General features: G+C 73.3%; 17 protein-coding genes. 10 read left to right on the top strand and 7 right to left on the bottom strand.

The window, feature by feature from the left end; translation table 11 throughout:
- Nucleotides 1–146: 146 nt before the first annotated feature.
- The 3 genes from ACZ4MO_RS08815 to ACZ4MO_RS08805 form a co-directional block, all read right to left on the bottom strand.
- Nucleotides 147–446, bottom strand: a complete 300-nt coding sequence (locus ACZ4MO_RS08815) for a YciI family protein (protein ID WP_175008470.1) — start codon at nucleotides 444–446, stop codon at nucleotides 147–149.
- A gap of 90 nt (nucleotides 447–536) precedes the next feature.
- The gene (locus ACZ4MO_RS08810; protein ID WP_175008471.1) at nucleotides 537–1,244 is read right to left on the bottom strand and encodes an MBL fold metallo-hydrolase; all 708 of its coding nucleotides are present in this window, start codon (nucleotides 1,242–1,244) and stop codon (nucleotides 537–539) included.
- Nucleotides 1,241–1,381, bottom strand: coding sequence for a hypothetical protein (locus ACZ4MO_RS08805; RefSeq protein WP_186810400.1), 141 nt, complete (start codon nucleotides 1,379–1,381; stop codon nucleotides 1,241–1,243). The genes ACZ4MO_RS08810 and ACZ4MO_RS08805 overlap by 4 nt, the downstream gene beginning before the upstream one ends.
- A gap of 37 nt (nucleotides 1,382–1,418) precedes the next feature.
- Here ACZ4MO_RS08805 and uvrA point away from each other — a divergent pair, with 37 nt between their 5' ends.
- Nucleotides 1,419–4,412 (top strand): excinuclease ABC subunit UvrA, encoded by a 2,994-nt coding sequence (gene uvrA, locus ACZ4MO_RS08800; protein WP_175008472.1) that lies wholly within the window; start codon nucleotides 1,419–1,421, stop codon nucleotides 4,410–4,412.
- 115 nt (nucleotides 4,413–4,527) lie between these two features.
- Here the strand turns inward: uvrA and ACZ4MO_RS08795 are convergent, their stop codons facing one another.
- On the bottom strand, nucleotides 4,528–5,013 hold the full coding sequence (locus ACZ4MO_RS08795) for an OsmC family protein (protein ID WP_175008473.1): 486 nt from the start codon (nucleotides 5,011–5,013) through the stop codon (nucleotides 4,528–4,530).
- Between the two features lie 119 nt (nucleotides 5,014–5,132).
- Between ACZ4MO_RS08795 and uvrC the strand changes: the two genes are divergently transcribed.
- The 9 genes from uvrC (at nucleotide 5,133) to ACZ4MO_RS08750 (ending at nucleotide 14,927) form a co-directional block, all read left to right on the top strand.
- Nucleotides 5,133–7,304, top strand: coding sequence for an excinuclease ABC subunit UvrC (gene uvrC, locus ACZ4MO_RS08790; RefSeq protein WP_175008474.1), 2,172 nt, complete (start codon nucleotides 5,133–5,135; stop codon nucleotides 7,302–7,304).
- Nucleotides 7,305–7,323: 19 nt separating this feature from the next.
- Nucleotides 7,324–8,310 carry an RNase adapter RapZ gene (rapZ, locus tag ACZ4MO_RS08785; protein WP_175008475.1) on the top strand — a complete coding sequence of 329 codons (987 nt, stop codon included), beginning with the start codon at nucleotides 7,324–7,326 and terminating at the stop codon, nucleotides 8,308–8,310.
- An 8-nt stretch (nucleotides 8,311–8,318) separates the two neighbouring features.
- Nucleotides 8,319–9,284, top strand: coding sequence for a gluconeogenesis factor YvcK family protein (locus ACZ4MO_RS08780; RefSeq protein ID WP_209829219.1), 966 nt, complete (start codon nucleotides 8,319–8,321; stop codon nucleotides 9,282–9,284).
- Between the two features lie 138 nt (nucleotides 9,285–9,422).
- Entirely contained in the window at nucleotides 9,423–10,403 is a 981-nt protein-coding gene (whiA, locus tag ACZ4MO_RS08775) for a DNA-binding protein WhiA (protein WP_034655142.1), read from the top strand.
- 363 nt (nucleotides 10,404–10,766) lie between these two features.
- The gene (gene gap, locus ACZ4MO_RS08770; protein ID WP_061267764.1) at nucleotides 10,767–11,771 is read left to right on the top strand and encodes a type I glyceraldehyde-3-phosphate dehydrogenase; all 1,005 of its coding nucleotides are present in this window, start codon (nucleotides 10,767–10,769) and stop codon (nucleotides 11,769–11,771) included.
- 157 nt (nucleotides 11,772–11,928) lie between these two features.
- A complete protein-coding gene (locus ACZ4MO_RS08765; protein ID WP_175008477.1) occupies nucleotides 11,929–13,128 on the top strand; it encodes a phosphoglycerate kinase in 1,200 nt (399 codons plus the stop codon).
- A 96-nt stretch (nucleotides 13,129–13,224) separates the two neighbouring features.
- The gene (tpiA, locus tag ACZ4MO_RS08760; protein WP_206154120.1) at nucleotides 13,225–13,998 is read left to right on the top strand and encodes a triose-phosphate isomerase; all 774 of its coding nucleotides are present in this window, start codon (nucleotides 13,225–13,227) and stop codon (nucleotides 13,996–13,998) included.
- A gap of 217 nt (nucleotides 13,999–14,215) precedes the next feature.
- Nucleotides 14,216–14,449 (top strand): preprotein translocase subunit SecG, encoded by a 234-nt coding sequence (gene secG / locus ACZ4MO_RS08755; RefSeq protein ID WP_228074342.1) that lies wholly within the window; start codon nucleotides 14,216–14,218, stop codon nucleotides 14,447–14,449.
- 130 nt (nucleotides 14,450–14,579) lie between these two features.
- A complete protein-coding gene (locus ACZ4MO_RS08750; RefSeq protein ID WP_021481809.1) occupies nucleotides 14,580–14,927 on the top strand; it encodes an RNA polymerase-binding protein RbpA in 348 nt (115 codons plus the stop codon).
- 28 nt (nucleotides 14,928–14,955) lie between these two features.
- Here ACZ4MO_RS08750 and ACZ4MO_RS08745 read toward each other — a convergent pair whose 3' ends face one another.
- Genes ACZ4MO_RS08745 through opcA form a run of 3 tightly spaced genes read right to left on the bottom strand, consistent with a single transcriptional unit; the run spans nucleotide 14,956 to nucleotide 17,353 of the window.
- Complete coding sequence (locus ACZ4MO_RS08745; protein WP_175008673.1) at nucleotides 14,956–15,648, bottom strand: class I SAM-dependent methyltransferase; 693 nt, start codon at nucleotides 15,646–15,648, stop codon at nucleotides 14,956–14,958.
- Complete coding sequence (gene pgl, locus ACZ4MO_RS08740; RefSeq protein WP_175008478.1) at nucleotides 15,645–16,439, bottom strand: 6-phosphogluconolactonase; 795 nt, start codon at nucleotides 16,437–16,439, stop codon at nucleotides 15,645–15,647. The genes ACZ4MO_RS08745 and pgl overlap by 4 nt, the downstream gene beginning before the upstream one ends.
- On the bottom strand, nucleotides 16,436–17,353 hold the full coding sequence (opcA, locus tag ACZ4MO_RS08735; RefSeq protein WP_175008479.1) for a glucose-6-phosphate dehydrogenase assembly protein OpcA: 918 nt from the start codon (nucleotides 17,351–17,353) through the stop codon (nucleotides 16,436–16,438). The genes pgl and opcA overlap by 4 nt, the downstream gene beginning before the upstream one ends.
- Between the last annotated feature and the right edge of the window lie 71 nt (nucleotides 17,354–17,424).

The raw sequence follows: 17,424 nt of genomic DNA, 5'->3' as shown, positions 1-17,424 counted from the left end.
ACGAGAGACCTCCGTTGGCACGAGCCGGGTTCCTAGACAGCTCCCACTCGACACGGAGGTCTCTCGCTACGTCAATAACGCTCCTGGTCAGTACAGCTAGCGGCGGTACCCGGCCAGGGGCGAGGGCAGCGAGCGCACGCCCTGGCTCAGACGCGGTCCGCCCAGTCGCCGATCACCGGTGACCACGGGCGGACCGTGCGCTCCGCGACGAGCCCTGCGCGTGCGAAGGGGTCCTCGTCGAGGACCGTGGCGACGTCGTCGGGCGTCTCGCCGTCGAGGACGAGCAGCGCTCCGGCGGGTGCGTCCTCGTGGGCGGGGAGGGGGCCGGAGGCGAGGAGCGTGCGGCGCTCGTGCAGGGCGCGGAGGAACGCGCGGTGCTCGGGTCGCAGGGCGTCGAGCTCGGCGGGGCGGTCGGCGTACACGTAGGTGACGGCGTGGATCGGCATGGAGTCAGTGAACCAGGCCGTCCCGACGTCGCGCGGTCGGGTCCGCGCCTCGGCCGCGCCCGCTCCCTGCCGCCCGCTACGAGCCCCGCGCTACCAGCCCCGCTCGCGCCACTCGGCGAGGTGCGGCCGCTCGGCACCGAGCGTCGTGTCGGCGCCGTGACCAGGGTAGACCCACGTGGCGTCGTCGAACCGGTCGAAGACGCGCGCGACGACGTCCGACAGCAGGCTCGCGAACCGCGCCGGGTCCCGGTCGGTGTTCCCCACGCCGCCGGGGAACAGCGAGTCCCCGGTGAACAGGTGCACCCGGCCGGCCACGGCCCCGGGCCCGGTGGCGTCGTCCGGCTCGCGGTAGGCGAGCGCGACGGAGCCCGGCGTGTGCCCGCGCAGCGCGACGACCTCGAGGTCGAGCGCGCCGACCCGCAGGACGTCACCGTGCCGCAGGACCCGGGCGACCGGGACGCCGGACGCCGCGGCGACCGCGTCCGCGTCGGCCTGACCGGCGGCCGACCACGCGCCCGTGACGGCGACGACCTCCGCCAGCGCCCGGAGGTGGTCGGCGTGCCGGTGCGTCGTGACGACGCCGTCGAGCCGCCCCGACGGCGAGCCGTCCCGCACGAGGGCGAGTACGTCGTCGGCCGCGTCGGCGGCGTCCACGAGCAGCTGGGCCCCGGTGCGCCGGCACGTGAGGAGATAGACGTCGTTGGCGAGCGGCCCGACGGCGAGCTTGCGGATCTCGACCTCGTCCAGGCGTCGCAGGTCGTGCGGGCCGCCCACGGCGACCTGTCCGGTGTACGTCATGCGCCCAGTGTGCCGCCCGCCGCCACGGACAGGGTGCCGAGACCCGGCACCGCGGTGACGCGGGTCACGGCGACGAGCCCGTGCGTGCCCTGCTCGTGAGCATTCGCCGCGTACGGTGCGAAGGTGACGTCGAACACCTGTGCGAGTGTCGGTGGTCGGCCGTACGATGCTGCGGTGAGCAATCGCCTCGTCATCTCCGGTGCCCGCGAGCACAACCTGCGCAACGTCGACCTCGACCTCCCGCGCGACAAGCTCATCGTCTTCACGGGGCTCTCCGGCTCGGGCAAGTCGTCGCTCGCCTTCGACACCATCTTCGCGGAGGGGCAGCGCCGGTACGTCGAGTCGCTGTCCGCGTACGCGCGCCAGTTCCTCGGCCAGATGGACAAGCCGGACGTCGACTTCATCGAGGGCTTGTCGCCCGCGGTCTCGATCGACCAGAAGTCCACGAACCGCAACCCGCGCTCGACCGTCGGCACCATCACCGAGGTCTACGACTACCTGCGCCTGCTGTTCTCGCGCGCCGGGACGCAGCACTGCCCGGTGTGCGGCGAGCGCGTCACCGCGCAGACCCCGCAGCAGATCGTCGATCGTCTCCTCGAGCTGCCCGAGGGCACGCGCTACCAGGTCCTCGCCCCGGTCGTGCGCGGCCGCAAGGGTGAGTACTCCGAGCTCTTCAAGGAGCTCCAGACCAAGGGCTTCGCCCGCGCCCGAGTCGACGGCGAGGTGCGCACCCTCACGGACGTCCCGGCGCTCGAGAAGAAGCTCAAGCACGACATCGAGGTGGTCGTCGACCGTCTCGTCGCGCGCGAGGGCGTCCAGCGCCGGCTCACCGACTCCGTCGAGACGGCCCTCGGGCTCGCGGGCGGGCTCGTCGTCGTCGAGCTCGTCGACGCGGACGCGGACGACCCGGCCCGCGAGCGCCGTTTCTCGGAGAAGCGCGCGTGCCCGAACGACCACGAGCTCGCGCTCGACGAGATCGAGCCGCGCACGTTCTCCTTCAACGCGCCGTACGGCGCGTGCCCGGAGTGCACGGGCATCGGGTTCCGTCTCGAGGTGGACCCGGACCTCGTCGTCCCGGACGTCGAGAAGTCGTTGCGGGAGGGCGCGGTCGCGCCGTGGGCGCAGATCTCGTCGGAGTACTTCGAGCGGGTGCTCACGGCGCTCGCGGACGACCTCGGGTTCTCCATGGACACGCCGTGGCGCGCGCTGCCGGAGCGGGCGAAGAAGGCCGTGCTCCACGGCCAGAACCACCAGGTCCACGTGCGGTACAAGAACCGCTGGGGCCGTGAGCGGCAGTACTCGACGGGGTTCGAGGGCGTCATCACGTTCCTCGAGCGTCGGCACACCGAGACCGAGTCGGACTGGTCGAAGGAGAAGTACGAGGCCTTCATGCGCGAGGTCCCGTGCCCCGTGTGCGAGGGGGCCCGCCTCAAGCCGGAGGTGCTCGCGGTCAAGGTCGGTGGCAGGTCCATCTGGGACGTGTGCCGGCTCCCCCTGCGCGAGGCCGCGGCGTTCCTCGGGTCGCTCGAGCTCGGCTCGCGCGAGCGTGCCATCGCGACCGAGGTTCTCAAGGAGATCGACGCGCGGCTCGGCTTCCTGCTCGACGTCGGCCTCGACTACCTCTCGCTCGAGCGGCCGGCCGCGACGCTCTCCGGCGGCGAGGCGCAGCGTATCCGGCTCGCGACGCAGATCGGCTCCGGCCTGGTCGGCGTGCTCTACGTGCTCGACGAGCCGAGCATCGGTCTGCACCAGCGCGACAACCGGCGGCTCATCGAGACGCTCACGCGCCTGCGCGACCTCGGGAACACGCTCATCGTCGTCGAGCACGACGAGGACACGATCCGCACCGCGGACTGGGTCGTCGACATCGGCCCGGGTGCGGGGGAGCACGGCGGGCGCGTCGTGCACTCGGGCGACTACGCGGGCCTGCTCGAGGCGCCGGAGTCCGTCACGGGCGCGTACCTGTCGGGGCGCCGCAGCATCCCGCTGCCGGCGCAGCGGCGCCCGACCGACCCGGGTCGCCAGATCAAGGTGGTCGGCGCGCGCGAGCACAACCTCACGGGCATCGACGTGAGCTTCCCGCTCGGGACGTTCACCGCGGTCACGGGCGTCTCGGGCTCCGGCAAGTCGACGCTCGTGAACTCGATCCTCTACACCGTGCTGGCCAACGAGCTCAACGGGGCCCGCCAGGTCGCGGGCCGGCACACGCGTGTCACCGGTCTCGAGCACCTCGACAAGGTCGTGCACGTGGACCAGGGCCCCATCGGGCGCACGCCCCGGTCCAACCCCGCGACGTACACCGGCGTGTGGGACCACGTGCGCAAGCTGTTCGCGGAGACGACCGAGGCCAAGGTGCGGGGGTACACGCCGGGCCGGTTCTCGTTCAACGTCAAGGGTGGCCGCTGCGAGGCGTGCTCGGGCGACGGCACGCTGAAGATCGAGATGAACTTCCTCCCGGACGTCTACGTGCCGTGCGAGGTGTGCCACGGCGCGCGCTACAACCGCGAGACGCTCGAGGTCCACTTCAAGGGGAAGACCGTCGCGGACGTCCTCGACATGCCGATCGAGGAGGCAGCCGAGTTCTTCGCCGCCGTGCCCGCGATCTCGCGGCACCTCAAGACGCTCGTCGAGGTCGGCTTGGGCTACGTCCGGCTCGGGCAGCCCGCCCCGACGCTGTCGGGCGGCGAGGCGCAGCGCGTCAAGCTCGCGAGCGAGCTGCAGAAGCGCTCGACGGGTCGCACGATCTACGTGCTCGACGAGCCGACGACGGGCCTGCACTTCGAGGACATCCGCAAGCTGCTCGGCGTGCTCCAGTCGCTGGTCGACAAGGGCAACAGCGTCCTCGTCATCGAGCACAACCTCGACGTCATCAAGAGCGCGGACTGGGTCGTCGACATGGGCCCCGAGGGCGGCTCCGGCGGCGGCAAGGTCGTCGCGCAGGGCACTCCCGAGCAGGTCGCGCGCGTCGAGGCGAGCCACACCGGGCGCTTCCTCGCGGAGATCCTCGACGGGAACGACCCCGTGCCGGTCGGGCCCGCGCCGACGACCTCCGAGGCGTCGGCCCCGGCGGCGAAGGCGGGCAAGGGGACGAAGGGCCGGTCCGCGGCGGCGCGTCGGGCGACCGAGGAGAAGCCGAAGGCAGGGCGCCGCAAGGCGTCCGCGGCCTAACGAGGAAGCGGCGGCGCGGGTGCGGGACCGAGCAGGCCCGCACCCGCGCGGCGTGCTCGGAGCGTCCCCGAGTTTCCTCGGTGCTCCTCGCGGGCTCGGTGCTGTGCTCTCCGTGTCAGGCGACGGCGCGCCGGGCGGGTGCCGGCTCGACGAGCACCCGGAAGTTCACCGAGCGCGCGATGAAGCAGTGGTCGTGCGCGCGCTGGTGGAGGGTCGCCATCGCCGCCTCGTCCGTGCCCGGTCCGTCGTCGACCACCACGCGGGGGTGCAGCGTGACGTCCGTGAACTGGCCCTCGCCGCCGGACTCCACGCGCATGGTGCCGGTCGCGTCGTCGACGTACTCGCGCACGACGACGCCCGCCGCGGCCGCGAGGTGGAGGAACCACAGCATGTGGCACTGCGACAGGCTCGCCAGGAACAGCTCCTCGGGGCTGTACCGGGTCGGGTCGCCGCGGAACGCCGGGTCCGCGGAGCCGGGCAGCGACGGGCGCCCGTCCAGGAGCACCTCGTGGTCGCGGCTGTAGGCGGTGTAGGACGCGGTCCCGCGGTCGCCCGCGCCGGTCCAGCGGGTCGTCGCGGCGTATCCGTGCTGTGCGCTCATGGCCGCCACCCTAACGGCCGGTGACGCGCGTCACACGGCGTCGTCGCCTCGTCGCCGCGTCCCCGAGCATCCCCACCCCCGAGCCACCGGCGTCGGTGGCCTGACCTAGGCTGGAGAACATGGCAGATCCCGCGACGTACCGCCCTGCGCCGGGGGAGATCCCCACCTCGCCGGGCGTCTACCGGTTCCGCGACGAGTACGGTCGCGTGATCTACGTCGGCAAGGCCAAGAACCTGCGCGCGCGTCTGTCGAACTACTTCCAGGACGTCGCGAACCTGCACCACCGCACCCAGACGATGGTCACGACGGCGGCGTCGGTCGAGTGGACGGTCGTCGGGACCGAGGTCGAGGCGCTCGCCCTCGAGTACACGTGGATCAAGGAGTTCGACCCGCGGTTTAACGTCAAGTACCGCGACGACAAGTCCTACCCGTACCTCGCGGTGACGATGGGCGAGGAGTTCCCGCGCGCGCAGGTGATGCGCGGCGCGAAGCGGCCCGGCACGCGGTACTTCGGGCCGTACGGGCACGCGTGGGCGATCCGCGAGACGCTCGACCTCCTGCTGCGGGTGTTCCCGGTGCGCACGTGCTCGGCGGGCGTCTTCAAGCGCGCCCACCAGACGGGCCGCCCGTGCCTGCTCGGGTACATCGACAAGTGCTCGGCGCCGTGCGTCGGGCGCATCACGCCCGAGGACCACAAGGCGCTGGCCGAGGACTTCTGCGACTTCATGGCGGGTGACACCCAGCGGTTCGTGCGCCGGCTGGAGCGCAAGATGAACGAGGCCGCCGCCGCCATGGAGTACGAGGCCGCGGCGCGGCTGCGCGACGACATCGCCGCTCTCCAGCGGGCCACGGAGAAGAACGCGGTCGTGCTCGGCGACGGTACCGACGCCGACGTGTTCGCGCTCGTGGGCGACGAGCTCGAGGCGGCCGTCCAGGTGTTCCACGTGCGCGGTGGTCGCATCCGCGGCCAGCGCGGCTGGATCGTCGAGAAGGTCGAGGACGTCACGGACGCCGAGCTCGTCGAGCACCTGCTGCAGCAGGTGTACGGCGCGGCGGAGGAGGCCGTCGCGGCGGACGTCGGCACGCGCGCCGGGCGCGACCTCGCGCGCGACGCCGTCCCGCGCGAGGTCCTCGTGCCCGTCCTGCCGCCGGACACGGACCAGGTCACCACGTGGCTCTCCGGGCTGCGGGGCGCGCGGGTCGACGTCCGCGTGCCGCAGCGCGGGGACAAGAAGGAGCTCGCCGCGACGGTGCGCGCCAACGCGGAGCACGCGCTCGCGCTGCACCGCACGCGGCGTGCGGGCGACCTGACGACCCGCAGCCAGGCGCTGCGCGAGATCCAGGAGGCGCTCGAGCTCGAGACGGCGCCGCTGCGGATCGAGTGCTACGACGTCTCGCACAACCAGGGCACGTACCAGGTCGCGTCGATGGTGGTCTTCGAGGACGGGCTCGCGCGCAAGAGCGAGTACCGGCACTTCACGGTCCGCGGGCCGGACGGCGACGGCGCCGCCGACGACACGGCCGCGATGTACGAGGTGATCTCGCGCCGCTTCAAGCGCTACCTGTCCGACCGCTCCCGCTCGGGCGAGGTCGAGCTGGACCTCGAGGCGGACGACGTCGCCGACGGCTCCGACGCCGCGGCCGGGCGGGCGGAGCGCGCCGCGGAGGCGGCGGGCTACGTGCCGCGCAGCGGCGAGGTGGACCCGGACGCGCCCGTGGACCGGCGCGCGCGCTTCGCGTACCCGCCGAACCTCGTCGTCGTCGACGGCGGGCCGCCGCAGGTCGCGGCCGCGGCGCGGGCCCTCGCGGACCTCGGCATCGACGACGTCGCGCTGTGCGGCCTCGCCAAGCGGCTCGAGGAGGTCTGGGTGCCGGGGGAGGAGTACCCCGTGATCCTGCAGCGCTCCTCCGAGGGCCTGTACCTGCTCCAGCGCGTCCGCGACGAGGCGCACCGCTTCGCGATCGCCCAGCACCGCAGGCAGCGCAGCAAGGGCATGACGGCCTCGGCGCTCGACGACGTCCCCGGCCTCGGCCCGGCGCGGCGCACCGCGCTCCTCAAGCACTTCGGCTCCCTCAAGCGGCTGCGCGGGGCGAGCGTCGAGGAGATCGCGAGCGTCCGCGGCATGGGCGAGCGGACCGCGCAGGCGGTCGTCGCGGCGCTCGGGGGAGGCGCCCCGGACGGCGGCGCCCCGACGCCGTCGCCCGACGACGCCCCGTCCGTGCTGCCCCAGGACCCCGACCGGACCTCGCGGGACACTCCGGCGCAGGACGAGGCCGCGGCCCACGCGTGACGGCTGGCATGCTGGGGGCATGACCTCGGAGCCGACCCCGGACCTCAGCCCGCAGGGCCAGCCCGCCCGCCTGCCGGAGCCCTCCCCGACCACCGTCCCCAGCGGTATCCCCGCGATCGAGGCCGCGACCCACGCGCCCGAGCCGAGCGAGGCGGAGGTGCTCATCATCACGGGCATGTCGGGCGCCGGCCGCACCCGGGCCGCCGCCGTGCTGGAGGACCTGGACTGGTACGTCGTCGACAACCTGCCGCCGCGCATGATCGTCCCGCTCGTGGACCTCATGACCCGGTCCGGCTCGACGCTCGAGCGCATCGCGGCGGTCGTCGACGTGCGCGGGCGCGAGTTCTTCACCGACCTCGTCGAGGTGCTCGACCACCTCCGCCAGAGCGGCGTCTTCTACCGCATCCTGTTCCTCGACGCGTCGGACGAGGTGCTCGTGCGCCGCTACGAGCAGGTGCGCCGCCCGCACCCGCTGCAGGGCGAGGGGCGCATCCTCGACGGTCTCGCCGAGGAGCGGCGTCTCCTCGCGAGCCTCGAGGAGCGGTCCGACGTCGTCATCGACACGTCCGAGCTCACCGTGCACGACCTCGCGCGCGAGGTGCGCGCCGCCGTCGCCGACGGCACCCCCGAGACGCTGCGCATCAACGTGGTCTCCTTCGGGTTCAAGTACGGGCTGCCGCTCGACGCGGACCACGTGGTCGACGTGCGGTTCCTCGCGAACCCCTACTGGATCACCGAGCTGCGCCACCTCACGGGCCGCGACGCGCCCGTGCGCGACTACGTGCTCGGACGGCCCGGCGCCCTCGAGTTCGTCGACCGGTACGTGAACGCCCTCGAGCCTGTGCTGGCCGGCTACCTGGGGGAGGAGAAGCGCTACGTGACCATCGCCGTCGGCTGCACGGGCGGCAAGCACCGGTCCGTCGCGATCAGCGAGGCGATCGCCGCGCGCCTGCGCGCGCAGGGGCAGCGCGTCATCGTCACGGCCCGCGACCTCGGCAAGGAGTGACGGGCACCGTGGTCAGCCTGCGCAACCCCGCCGTCGTCGCCCTGGGCGGCGGCCACGGGCTCTCCGCGAGCCTGTCGGCGCTGCGGCTCATGTCCGACCGCCTCACCGCGGTCGTCACCGTCGCCGACGACGGCGGCTCCTCGGGGCGCCTGCGCGAGGAGCTCGGCGTCCTGCCGCCGGGAGACCTGCGCATGGCGCTCGCGGCCCTGTGCGACGACTCGGAGTGGGGTCGCACCTGGAGCGCGCTCCTGCAGCACCGCTTCACGTCCGAGGGGGACCTCGACAACCACGCGGTGGGCAACCTGCTCATCGTCGCGCTGTGGGAGCTGCTCGACGACCCGGTGGCCGGTCTCGACTGGGTGGGCAAGCTCCTCGGGGCCCGGGGCCGGGTGCTGCCCATGGCGGCGGTGCCGCTCCGGATCGAGGCGGACGTCTGGTCGGAAGGCCGGCTCGAGACGGTCGTCGGGCAGAGCCGCGTCGCGGTCACCCACGACCGCATCGAGCAGCTCCGGCTCGTGCCCGCGGACCCGCCGGCGTGCCCGGAGGCGGTGCGGGCCGTGGAGGAGGCGGACTGGGTCGTGCTCGGGCCCGGGTCGTGGTTCTCGTCGGTGATGCCGCACCTGCTCGTGCCCGAGCTCGCGCGCGCCCTGCACGAGACCCCGGCACGGCGGTGCGTCACGCTCAACCTGTCGAGCGAGACGGGGGAGACGTTCGGGCTCACCGCGACGGAGCACCTGGAGGTGCTGCACAAGCACGCGCCGGGGCTGCGCATCGACGCCGTCGTGGCCGACCCGTCCGCGGTCGAGGACACCGAGCAGCTCGCGGAGGCCGCGGCGCGCATGGGTGCCCGGCTCCTGCTGCGGCAGGTCCGCCGCGGCGACGGCACGCCGCGGCACGACGCGCTGCGCCTCGCGGCCGCCTACCGGGACGTGTTCGACGACGTCCTCGGCGACGTCGGCTCGCCCGCCCGCTGAGCCGTCGAAGCCTCCTGCGCCCCTCGCGGGCGCGTGCGCGAGGGGCCTGGTCCGGCTGCTCGCCGGACACCGCGGGGTACGCCCCCGCGCTCCGGGACGCCGCCGCGACACGCTCCCATCGGTGGCAGGATGTCCCGCATGGCGCTCACGGCACAGGTGAAGGACGAGCTGGCACGACTGCGGGTGGACAAGACCTCGTGCCGCAAGGCGGAGGTGTCCGCGATGCTCCGCTTCTCCGGCGGCCTGCACCTCATCTCGGGTCGTGTGGTCATCGAGGCCGAGCTCGACACCGCCATCGCCGCTCGTCGTCTCCGGGAGACCATCGCGGACGTCTACGGCCACACGAGCGAGCTGATCGTGGTGTCCGCCGGGGGCCTGCGCAAGAGCAGCCGGTACGTCGTGCGGGTCGTGCGCGACGGCGAGTCCCTGGCCCGTCAGACCGGCCTCCTCGACCAGCGCGGCCGGCCCGTGCGCGGGCTGCCCCCGCAGGTCGTCTCCGGCGGCGTGGAGGAGGCCGAGGCCGCGTGGCGCGGTGCCTTCCTCGCCCACGGGTCGCTCACGGAGCCCGGGCGCTCGTCGGCGCTCGAGATCACGTGCCCGGGCCCGGAGGCCGCCCTCGCGCTCGTCGGCGCCGCCCGCCGCCTCGGGGTGTCGGCGAAGTCGCGGGAGGTCCGCGGTATCGACCGCGTGGTGATCCGCGACGGCGACGCGATCAGCGCGCTGCTCACGCGCCTCGGCGCGCACGAGGCGGTCCTCGTGTGGGAGGAGCGTCGTGCGCGTCGTGAGGTGCGCGGCACGGCGAACCGGCTCGCCAACTTCGACGACGCCAACCTGCGCCGCTCGGCGCGCGCCGCCGTCGCCGCGGGCGCCCGGGTCGAGCGGGCTTTCGAGATCCTGGGCCCCGACCTGCCGGAGCACCTCCGCGAGGCGGGCGAGCTGCGTCTCGCGCACAAGCAGGCGTCGCTCGAGGAGCTGGGCCAGCTCGCCGACCCGCCGCTCACCAAGGACGCGGTCGCGGGGCGCATCCGCCGCCTGCTGTCCACGGCCGACAAGCGCGCGGCCGAGCTCGGCATCCCGGACACCGAGGCGGGGCTCAGCCCCGAGCTGCTCGACCTCTGACGAGCGCGGGCGGTCGTCCGAACCCCGTGCGCCCGTGAGCCGGGCGCGGCGGCGCCCGCCCCCTGGACGTCACGCACCGGCGGGACGATGGTCCCGAAGCATGGGATTCAGGTCACATGACGGAGTGGTGTTGGTATAGGCTCGTCAGTGTCAGGTGACAACGACGTGCTCCTTCGCTGACACCCCTCGTGGGCGTGGGTGGTCCCGGCTGTCGCCGTGACGGTCCACGAGCACGGAGGGTGCTGTGCCGGGATCCGGGCAGCGGGGCACGGGCGCGATCACCACCTGCGTACGACGGCGTACGTGATCGTTCGGCATCAACCGTGTGCGTCGGGACAACCGGCGCGCCCTGAGGAGGGCATTGTGACCATCCGCGTCGGTATCAACGGCTTCGGTCGTATCGGACGGAACTTCTACCGCGCCATCGTCGAGTCGGGCGCCGACATCGAGATCGTCGGCGTGAACGACCTCACGGACAACAAGACGCTCGCGCACCTGCTCAAGTACGACACGGTCCTCGGCCGTTTCCCGCTGAGCGTGGACTTCGACGACGACAACATCATCGTCGACGGCAAGAAGATCCGTGCGCTCGCGGAGCGCGACCCGGCGAACCTCCCCTGGGGCGAGCTCGGCGCCGACATCGTCATCGAGTCGACCGGCTTCTTCACCGACGCGACCAAGGCGAAGGCGCACATCGACGCCGGCGCCAAGAAGGTCATCATCTCGGCCCCGGCCAAGAACGAGGACGCCACGTTCGTCATGGGCGTGAACTCGGACCAGTACGACCCGGCCGCGCACCACATCATCTCGAACGCGTCGTGCACCACGAACTGCCTCGCCCCGCTGGCCAAGGCGCTCAACGACTCGATCGGCATCGAGCGTGGTCTCATGACCACGATCCACGCCTACACGGGTGACCAGAACCTGCAGGACGGCCCGCACCGCGACCTGCGTCGTGCCCGCGCCGCCGCGCAGAACATCGTCCCGACCTCGACGGGTGCGGCCAAGGCCGTGTCGCTCGTCCTGCCCGAGCTCAAGGGCAAGCTGGACGGCTACGCGCTGCGCGTCCCGGTCATCACCGGCTCGGCGACGGACCTCACCTTCACCGCCTCGCGCGAGGTCACGGTGGACGAGGTCAACGCCGCGCTCAAGGCGGCGGCGGACGGCCCGCTCAAGGGCATCCTCGAGTACGTCGACGACGAGATCGTGTCGAGCGACATCGTCACCAACCCGCACCAGAGCATCTTCGACTCGAAGCTCACGAAGGTGATCGGCGACCAGGTCAAGGTCGTCTCCTGGTACGACAACGAGTGGGGCTACTCGAACAGCCTCGTCGCGCTGACCGCCCTGGTCGGCGAGAAGCTCTGAGCCATCTGCTGACGCAGCACAGCCCTGCGTAGCACCATGCGTCCGCGTGCGCGTCCCGGCACCGCCCGGTGACGCGCACGCGGACGTCCTCATGTGCGGGCCGGGCCGGTTGCCGGCCGGCGTCCCGCACGACGGCGACAGAACCGTAGGAGACCGCATGAAGACCATCGACTCCCTGGGCGACCTGCGCGGCAAGCGCGTCCTCGTCCGCTCCGACTTCAACGTCCCGCTCGACGGGACGACCATCACGGACGACGGGCGCATCCGCGCCGCGCTCCCGACGCTGAAGAAGCTGACGGAAGCGGGCGCGAAGGTGATCGTCACCGCGCACCTCGGCCGCCCCAAGGGCGAGCCGGACCCGAAGTACTCCCTCGCGCCCGTCGCGGCCCGCCTGGGCGAGCTGCTCGGCGTGCCGGTGCACCTGGCGCAGGACGTCGTCGGCGACTCGGCGCGCGAGACGGTCGCCGCGCTCGGCGACGGCGAGGTCGCGCTGCTCGAGAACATCCGGTTCGACCCGCGCGAGACGTCGAAGGACGACGCGGAGCGCCAGGCGCTCGCTCGCGACCTCGCGCAGCTCGCGGACGTCTTCGTCTCCGACGGCTTCGGCGTCGTGCACCGCAAGCAGGCGTCGGTCTACGACGTGGCGCAGGTGCTCCCCTCCGCGGTGGGCGAGCTCGTCCTCAAGGAGGTCGACTCCCTGCGCAAGGCGACCGAGGACCCGCAGCGCCCCTACGCGGTCGTGCTCGGCGGCTCGAAGGTCTCCGACAAGCTGGGCGTCATCGCGAACCTGCTCACCAAGGCGGACCGCCTGCTCATCGGCGGCGGCATGGTGTTCACCTTCCTCGCGGCGAAGGGCTACGGCGTCGGCAAGTCCCTCCTCGAGGAGGACCAGATCGACACGGTCAAGGGCTACCTCGCGGACGCGGAGAAGAACGGCGTCGAGATCGTCCTGCCGACGGACATCGTCGTGGCGGACGCGTTCGCCGCGGACTCGCCGCACGAGGTCGTCGCCGCGGACGCGATCCCGGCCGACAAGATCGGCCTCGACATCGGCCCCGACTCGGCGAAGCTCTTCGCGAGCAAGATCGTCGACGCGAAGACCGTCGTCTGGAACGGCCCCGCGGGCGTGTTCGAGTTCGAGGCGTTCTCGGGCGGCACGCGCGCCGTGGCCCAGGCCCTGGTCGACGCGACGGCGAACGGTGCGTTCACCATCGTCGGCGGCGGCGACTCGGCCGCCGCGGTCCGCATCCTCGGCTTCGACGAGGCGGGCTTCAGCCACATCTCGACCGGTGGCGGCGCGAGCCTCGAGTTCCTCGAGGGCAAGGACCTCCCGGGGATCTCCGTCCTCGAGGGCTGACCGCCCCCCGTACCCCTCCGCGCCGCCCGCTCCCCGTGGGCGGCGCGGGCCCCACAGAGAGAAGAAGGACCCGTGGCGAACACCCGCACCCCGCTCATGGCGGGCAACTGGAAGATGAACCTGGACCACCACCAGGCGACCCACACCGTGCAGAAGCTCGCGTGGACCCTGAAGGACGCGAAGCACGACTACGCGGCCGTCGAGGTCGCCGTGCTGCCGCCCTTCACCGACCTCCGGTCGGTGCAGACGCTCGTGGACGCGGACAAGCTCGAGCTCAAGTACGGCGCGCAGGACGTCTCGGCGCACGCCGAGGGCGCGTACACGGGCGAGATCTCGGCGTCGATGCTGGCCAAGCTCGGCGTGAGCTACGTCGCCATCGGGCACTCGGAGCGCCGCCAGTACCACGGCGAGACCGACGCCCTGGTGAACGAGAAGATCGTCGCCGCCGTGGGTCAGGGCATCGCCCCGATCCTGTGCGTGGGCGAGGGCCTGGACGTGCGCAAGGCCGGCGAGCAGATCGCCTACACGCTCGCGCAGGTCGAGGGCGCGCTCGCGGGCATCCCGGCCCCTCAGCTGGCGACGCTCGTCATCGCGTACGAGCCCGTGTGGGCCATCGGGACGGGCGAGGTCGCGACGCCCGAGGACGCCCAGGAGGTCTGCGGTGCGATCCGCGGCGCCCTCGGCGACCTCTACGACGCGGACCTCGCGAACGCGACGCGCATCCTGTACGGCGGCTCGGTCAAGTCGTCGAACGTCGCCGCGATCATGGCGCAGCCGGATGTGGACGGCGCGCTCGTGGGTGGCGCGAGCCTCGACCCCGAGGAGTTCGCGAAGATCGCGCGCTACCAGTCGCACGCGACCGGCGCCTGACCTCCGCGCCGTACCTCGCACCGACGGCCCCGGGACCGCGTCCCGGGGCCGTCGGCCGCCGTCCCGGGACGACGGCGGACGGGGTTGGCCGCAGCGGCCCCGCGTCGCCTACTCTTGTCCCCTGTGCCGCGGGTCACGCCCGTGCACGACAACCGTGCGGTCGGTCCCGACATCGGTCGGGCCGGCCCTGAGCCTCAAGGACGTACTCGTGGACGTGCTGCGCATCATCCTCCAGATCCTGCTGGTGCTGACCAGCGCCTTCCTCACCCTGCTCGTGCTCATGCACAAGGGGAAGGGCGGCGGCCTCTCCGACATGTTCGGCGGCGGGATCTCGAGCTCCGTGGGCAGCTCCGGCGTCGCCGAGCGCAACCTCAACCGCATCACCGTGGCGTTCGCCCTCGTCTGGGCCGTCGTCATCGTGCTCCTGGGTCTCCTCCAGAAGGTCGTCTGACCGCACGCGCCCACCAGGGCGTCGTCGGGACGGCAGGAGAGTCCGCAGTCGGCAGGGGGCAAGCCGCGCACGGTCGCGCGGTCCGGGCAGGAACGAGTGCCGACGGCGGCACGGACGGGGGAGAGAGCACGTGGCAGGTGGTAACGCGATCCGAGGGTCGCGCGTCGGGGCGGGACCGCTCGGGGAGTCCGAGCGCGGCGAGATCGCGCCGCGGTTCTGGGTGTCGTACTGGTGCGCCAACGGCCACGAGACGCGACCCAGCTTCTCCTCGGAGGCGGGCATCGAGGCCCCGGAGACCTGGGACTGCCCGCGGTGCGGGTTCCCGGCCGGTCAGGACCAGGAGCACCCGCCGACGCCGTCGCGCAACGAGCCCTACAAGACGCACCTCGCGTACGTGAAGGAGCGGCGCAGCGACGAGGACGGCGTCGCGATCCTCGACGAGGCGCTCGCCGCGCTGCGCGCCCGTCGCGGCCGCTGACCCCGGTCGGGCCGGTACGGAGAGCGGCTCAGGCGCGCACGCGCGCCAGCACGAAGCCGTCGTACCCCTTGGACCCGACGGTCTGCACGGCGGTGGCGTCGAGGCGCGGGTCCGCGACGACGCGGTCCGCCATCTCCCGCACGCCGAGCACGTTCGGGTCGGTGCTCGTCGCGTCCGCGACGGCCCCGCCGCGGACGGTGTTGTCCACGACGACGAGCGTGCCGGGGCGCGAGAGCTGCAGTGCCAGGTCGAGGTAGACCGGGTTCGACGGCTTGTCCGCGTCGACGAACACGAGGTCGAACGGCGCGGCGCCGCCCGCGACGAGCCCTCGCAGCGTGTCCGCGGCCGGGCCGACGACGACGTCGACGACGTCCGACAGCCCGGCCGCCGACACCGACTCGCGTGCGACGGCGGCGTGGGCCGGGTCGATCTCGCACGTGACGAGCGTGCCGTCGGACGGCAGGGCGCGGGCGAGCCAGATCGTCGAGTAGCCGCCCAGGGTGCCGATCTCGAGGATGCGTCGCGCGCCCGACGTGAGCGCGAGGAGCTGCAGCAGCCGGCCCTGCGCGGGGGAGACCTGGATCTCCGGGAGCCCGGCGTCCCGGGCGCGCGCCGACGCGGCGGCGAGCACGTCGTCCTCGGCCACGAGGGGCGCGAAGTACGTGTCGACGGCGTCCCACGTGACCGCGGGGTCCGTCGTGCGCTTGCCGCCCGTCGTCATGCGCGGCTCGCGTCCGAGGCCGTCGGGGTCCCGGTACCGGCCGCGGCGACGTCGACGAGCCACAGCGTCGCCTCCGTGCCCGCGACCGCGGCGGCTGGGGTCTCGTGCGCCGACGCGCCTGACAGGGCCGACGCCACCGCCGGGGCCTTCTCGGCGCCCGCCGCCACGACCCACACCTGACGGGCCTGGGCGATCGCCTCGAACGTCAGCGTGACCCGCTCGGGCGGCGGCTTGGGGGAGCCGTGGACGCCCGCCGTCGGGGTGCCCGTGACGTCGAGCCCGGGGTGGCCGGGGAAGAGCGACGCGACGTGGCCGTCGGGACCCATGCCGAGCAGCAGGACGTCGAAGGCCGGGACGTGCCGGCCGTCCGGCGCGTGCTCCGCGAGCGTCGCCGCGTACGCGGTCGCCGACTCCTCGGGGGTCGCCGCCGCGTCGGCCGCCGGCATCGGGTGCACGTTCTCGGGCGGGAGGTGCGGCAGGTGGTCGAGGAGCGCCTCGCGCGCCTGCGTCTCGTTGCGCTCGCCGTCGCCGGACGCGAGGAAGCGCTCGTCGCCCCACCAGACGTGCACGCCCGACCAGTCGACGGCGTCGCGCGCGGGGTGGCGCGCGAGCGCCGCCAGGCTCGCGATCCCGACGGTCCCGCCCGTCAGCACGACGTGCACGGGGCGGCGGACCGACTGCACGTCGAGCAGCCGCGTCACGAGGCGCGACGCCACGGCCTCGGCGAGCACGGCGGCGTCGGGGTGCACGACGACGAGGCGCGCCGGGGCGTCCGGCCGGGCGGCGGTCACGCGCCCACCTTCTGCAGCCCCTTGGTGAGCACCTCGCCGTAGATCTCGTCGGGGTCGAGGCGGCGCAGCTCCTCGATGAGGGCCTCGCTGAGCGTCCGGATGGGCAGCGCGACGCGGCGGTCGGGCTTGCCCGGCTGGCTGATCGTCACCGTCCGGCCGTCGGGGCGGTCGAGGACGATCGGCCCGCTCTTGCGCTCGAGCGTCACGCGCGTGATCGCCTCCGCGCCGCGCCGTCGCACCACCTGCGCCGGGCAGCGCAGGCGCGAGCCCAGCCACGCGGCGAGGAGGTCGAGCGACGTGTGCTTCGCCTGGCCCTCGATGACGACGCTCGTCACCGGCTCGTAGGGCGGCTGGTCGAGCGCCGCGGCGATGAGGCCGCGCCACAGCGTCACGCGGGCCCACGCGAGGTCGGAGTCGCCCGGACCGTACGTCTGCGCGAGCTGCGCGAGCGTGGCCTCGGGGTCCTTCGCCGTGATCGAGTCGGTGATGCGCCGCTGCGCCATGGCGCCGACCGGGTCGTCGTCCGGGGACGCCGGCGGCTGACCCGGCCACCAGACGACGATGGGTGCGTCGGGCAGCAGGAGCGGCATGACGAGCGTGTCCGCGTGCTCGAGCAGCGGCCCGGCGGTGCGGAGCACGACGACCTCGGACGCGCCGGCGTCGCCGCCGACGCGGATCTGCGCGTCGAGGTGCGGCGTCGCGCTGCGCCCGGACGGGGCGACGACGATGACGCGGCACGGGTGCTCGCGGCTCGCGTCGTTCGCCGCCTCGATCGACGTCTCGACGTCGGACTCGCGCGCGATGACGACGAGCGTGAGGACGCGCCCGAGCGCGATCGCGCCGCCCTCGTCGCGCAGGCGCACGAGGCGCTTGTTCACCGCGTTCGTCGTCGTGTCGGGCAGGTCGATGATCATCGCGGGGTCCTCGCCGGTCGGAGGGTCGTGCCGCGTACCGGCGCACGACGGGGTCGGGGGGTCTCTCGGGT

It is taken from the genome of Sphaerisporangium cinnabarinum, assembly GCF_055567015.1.
This window is presented reverse-complemented; position numbering and strand designations above follow the sequence as displayed.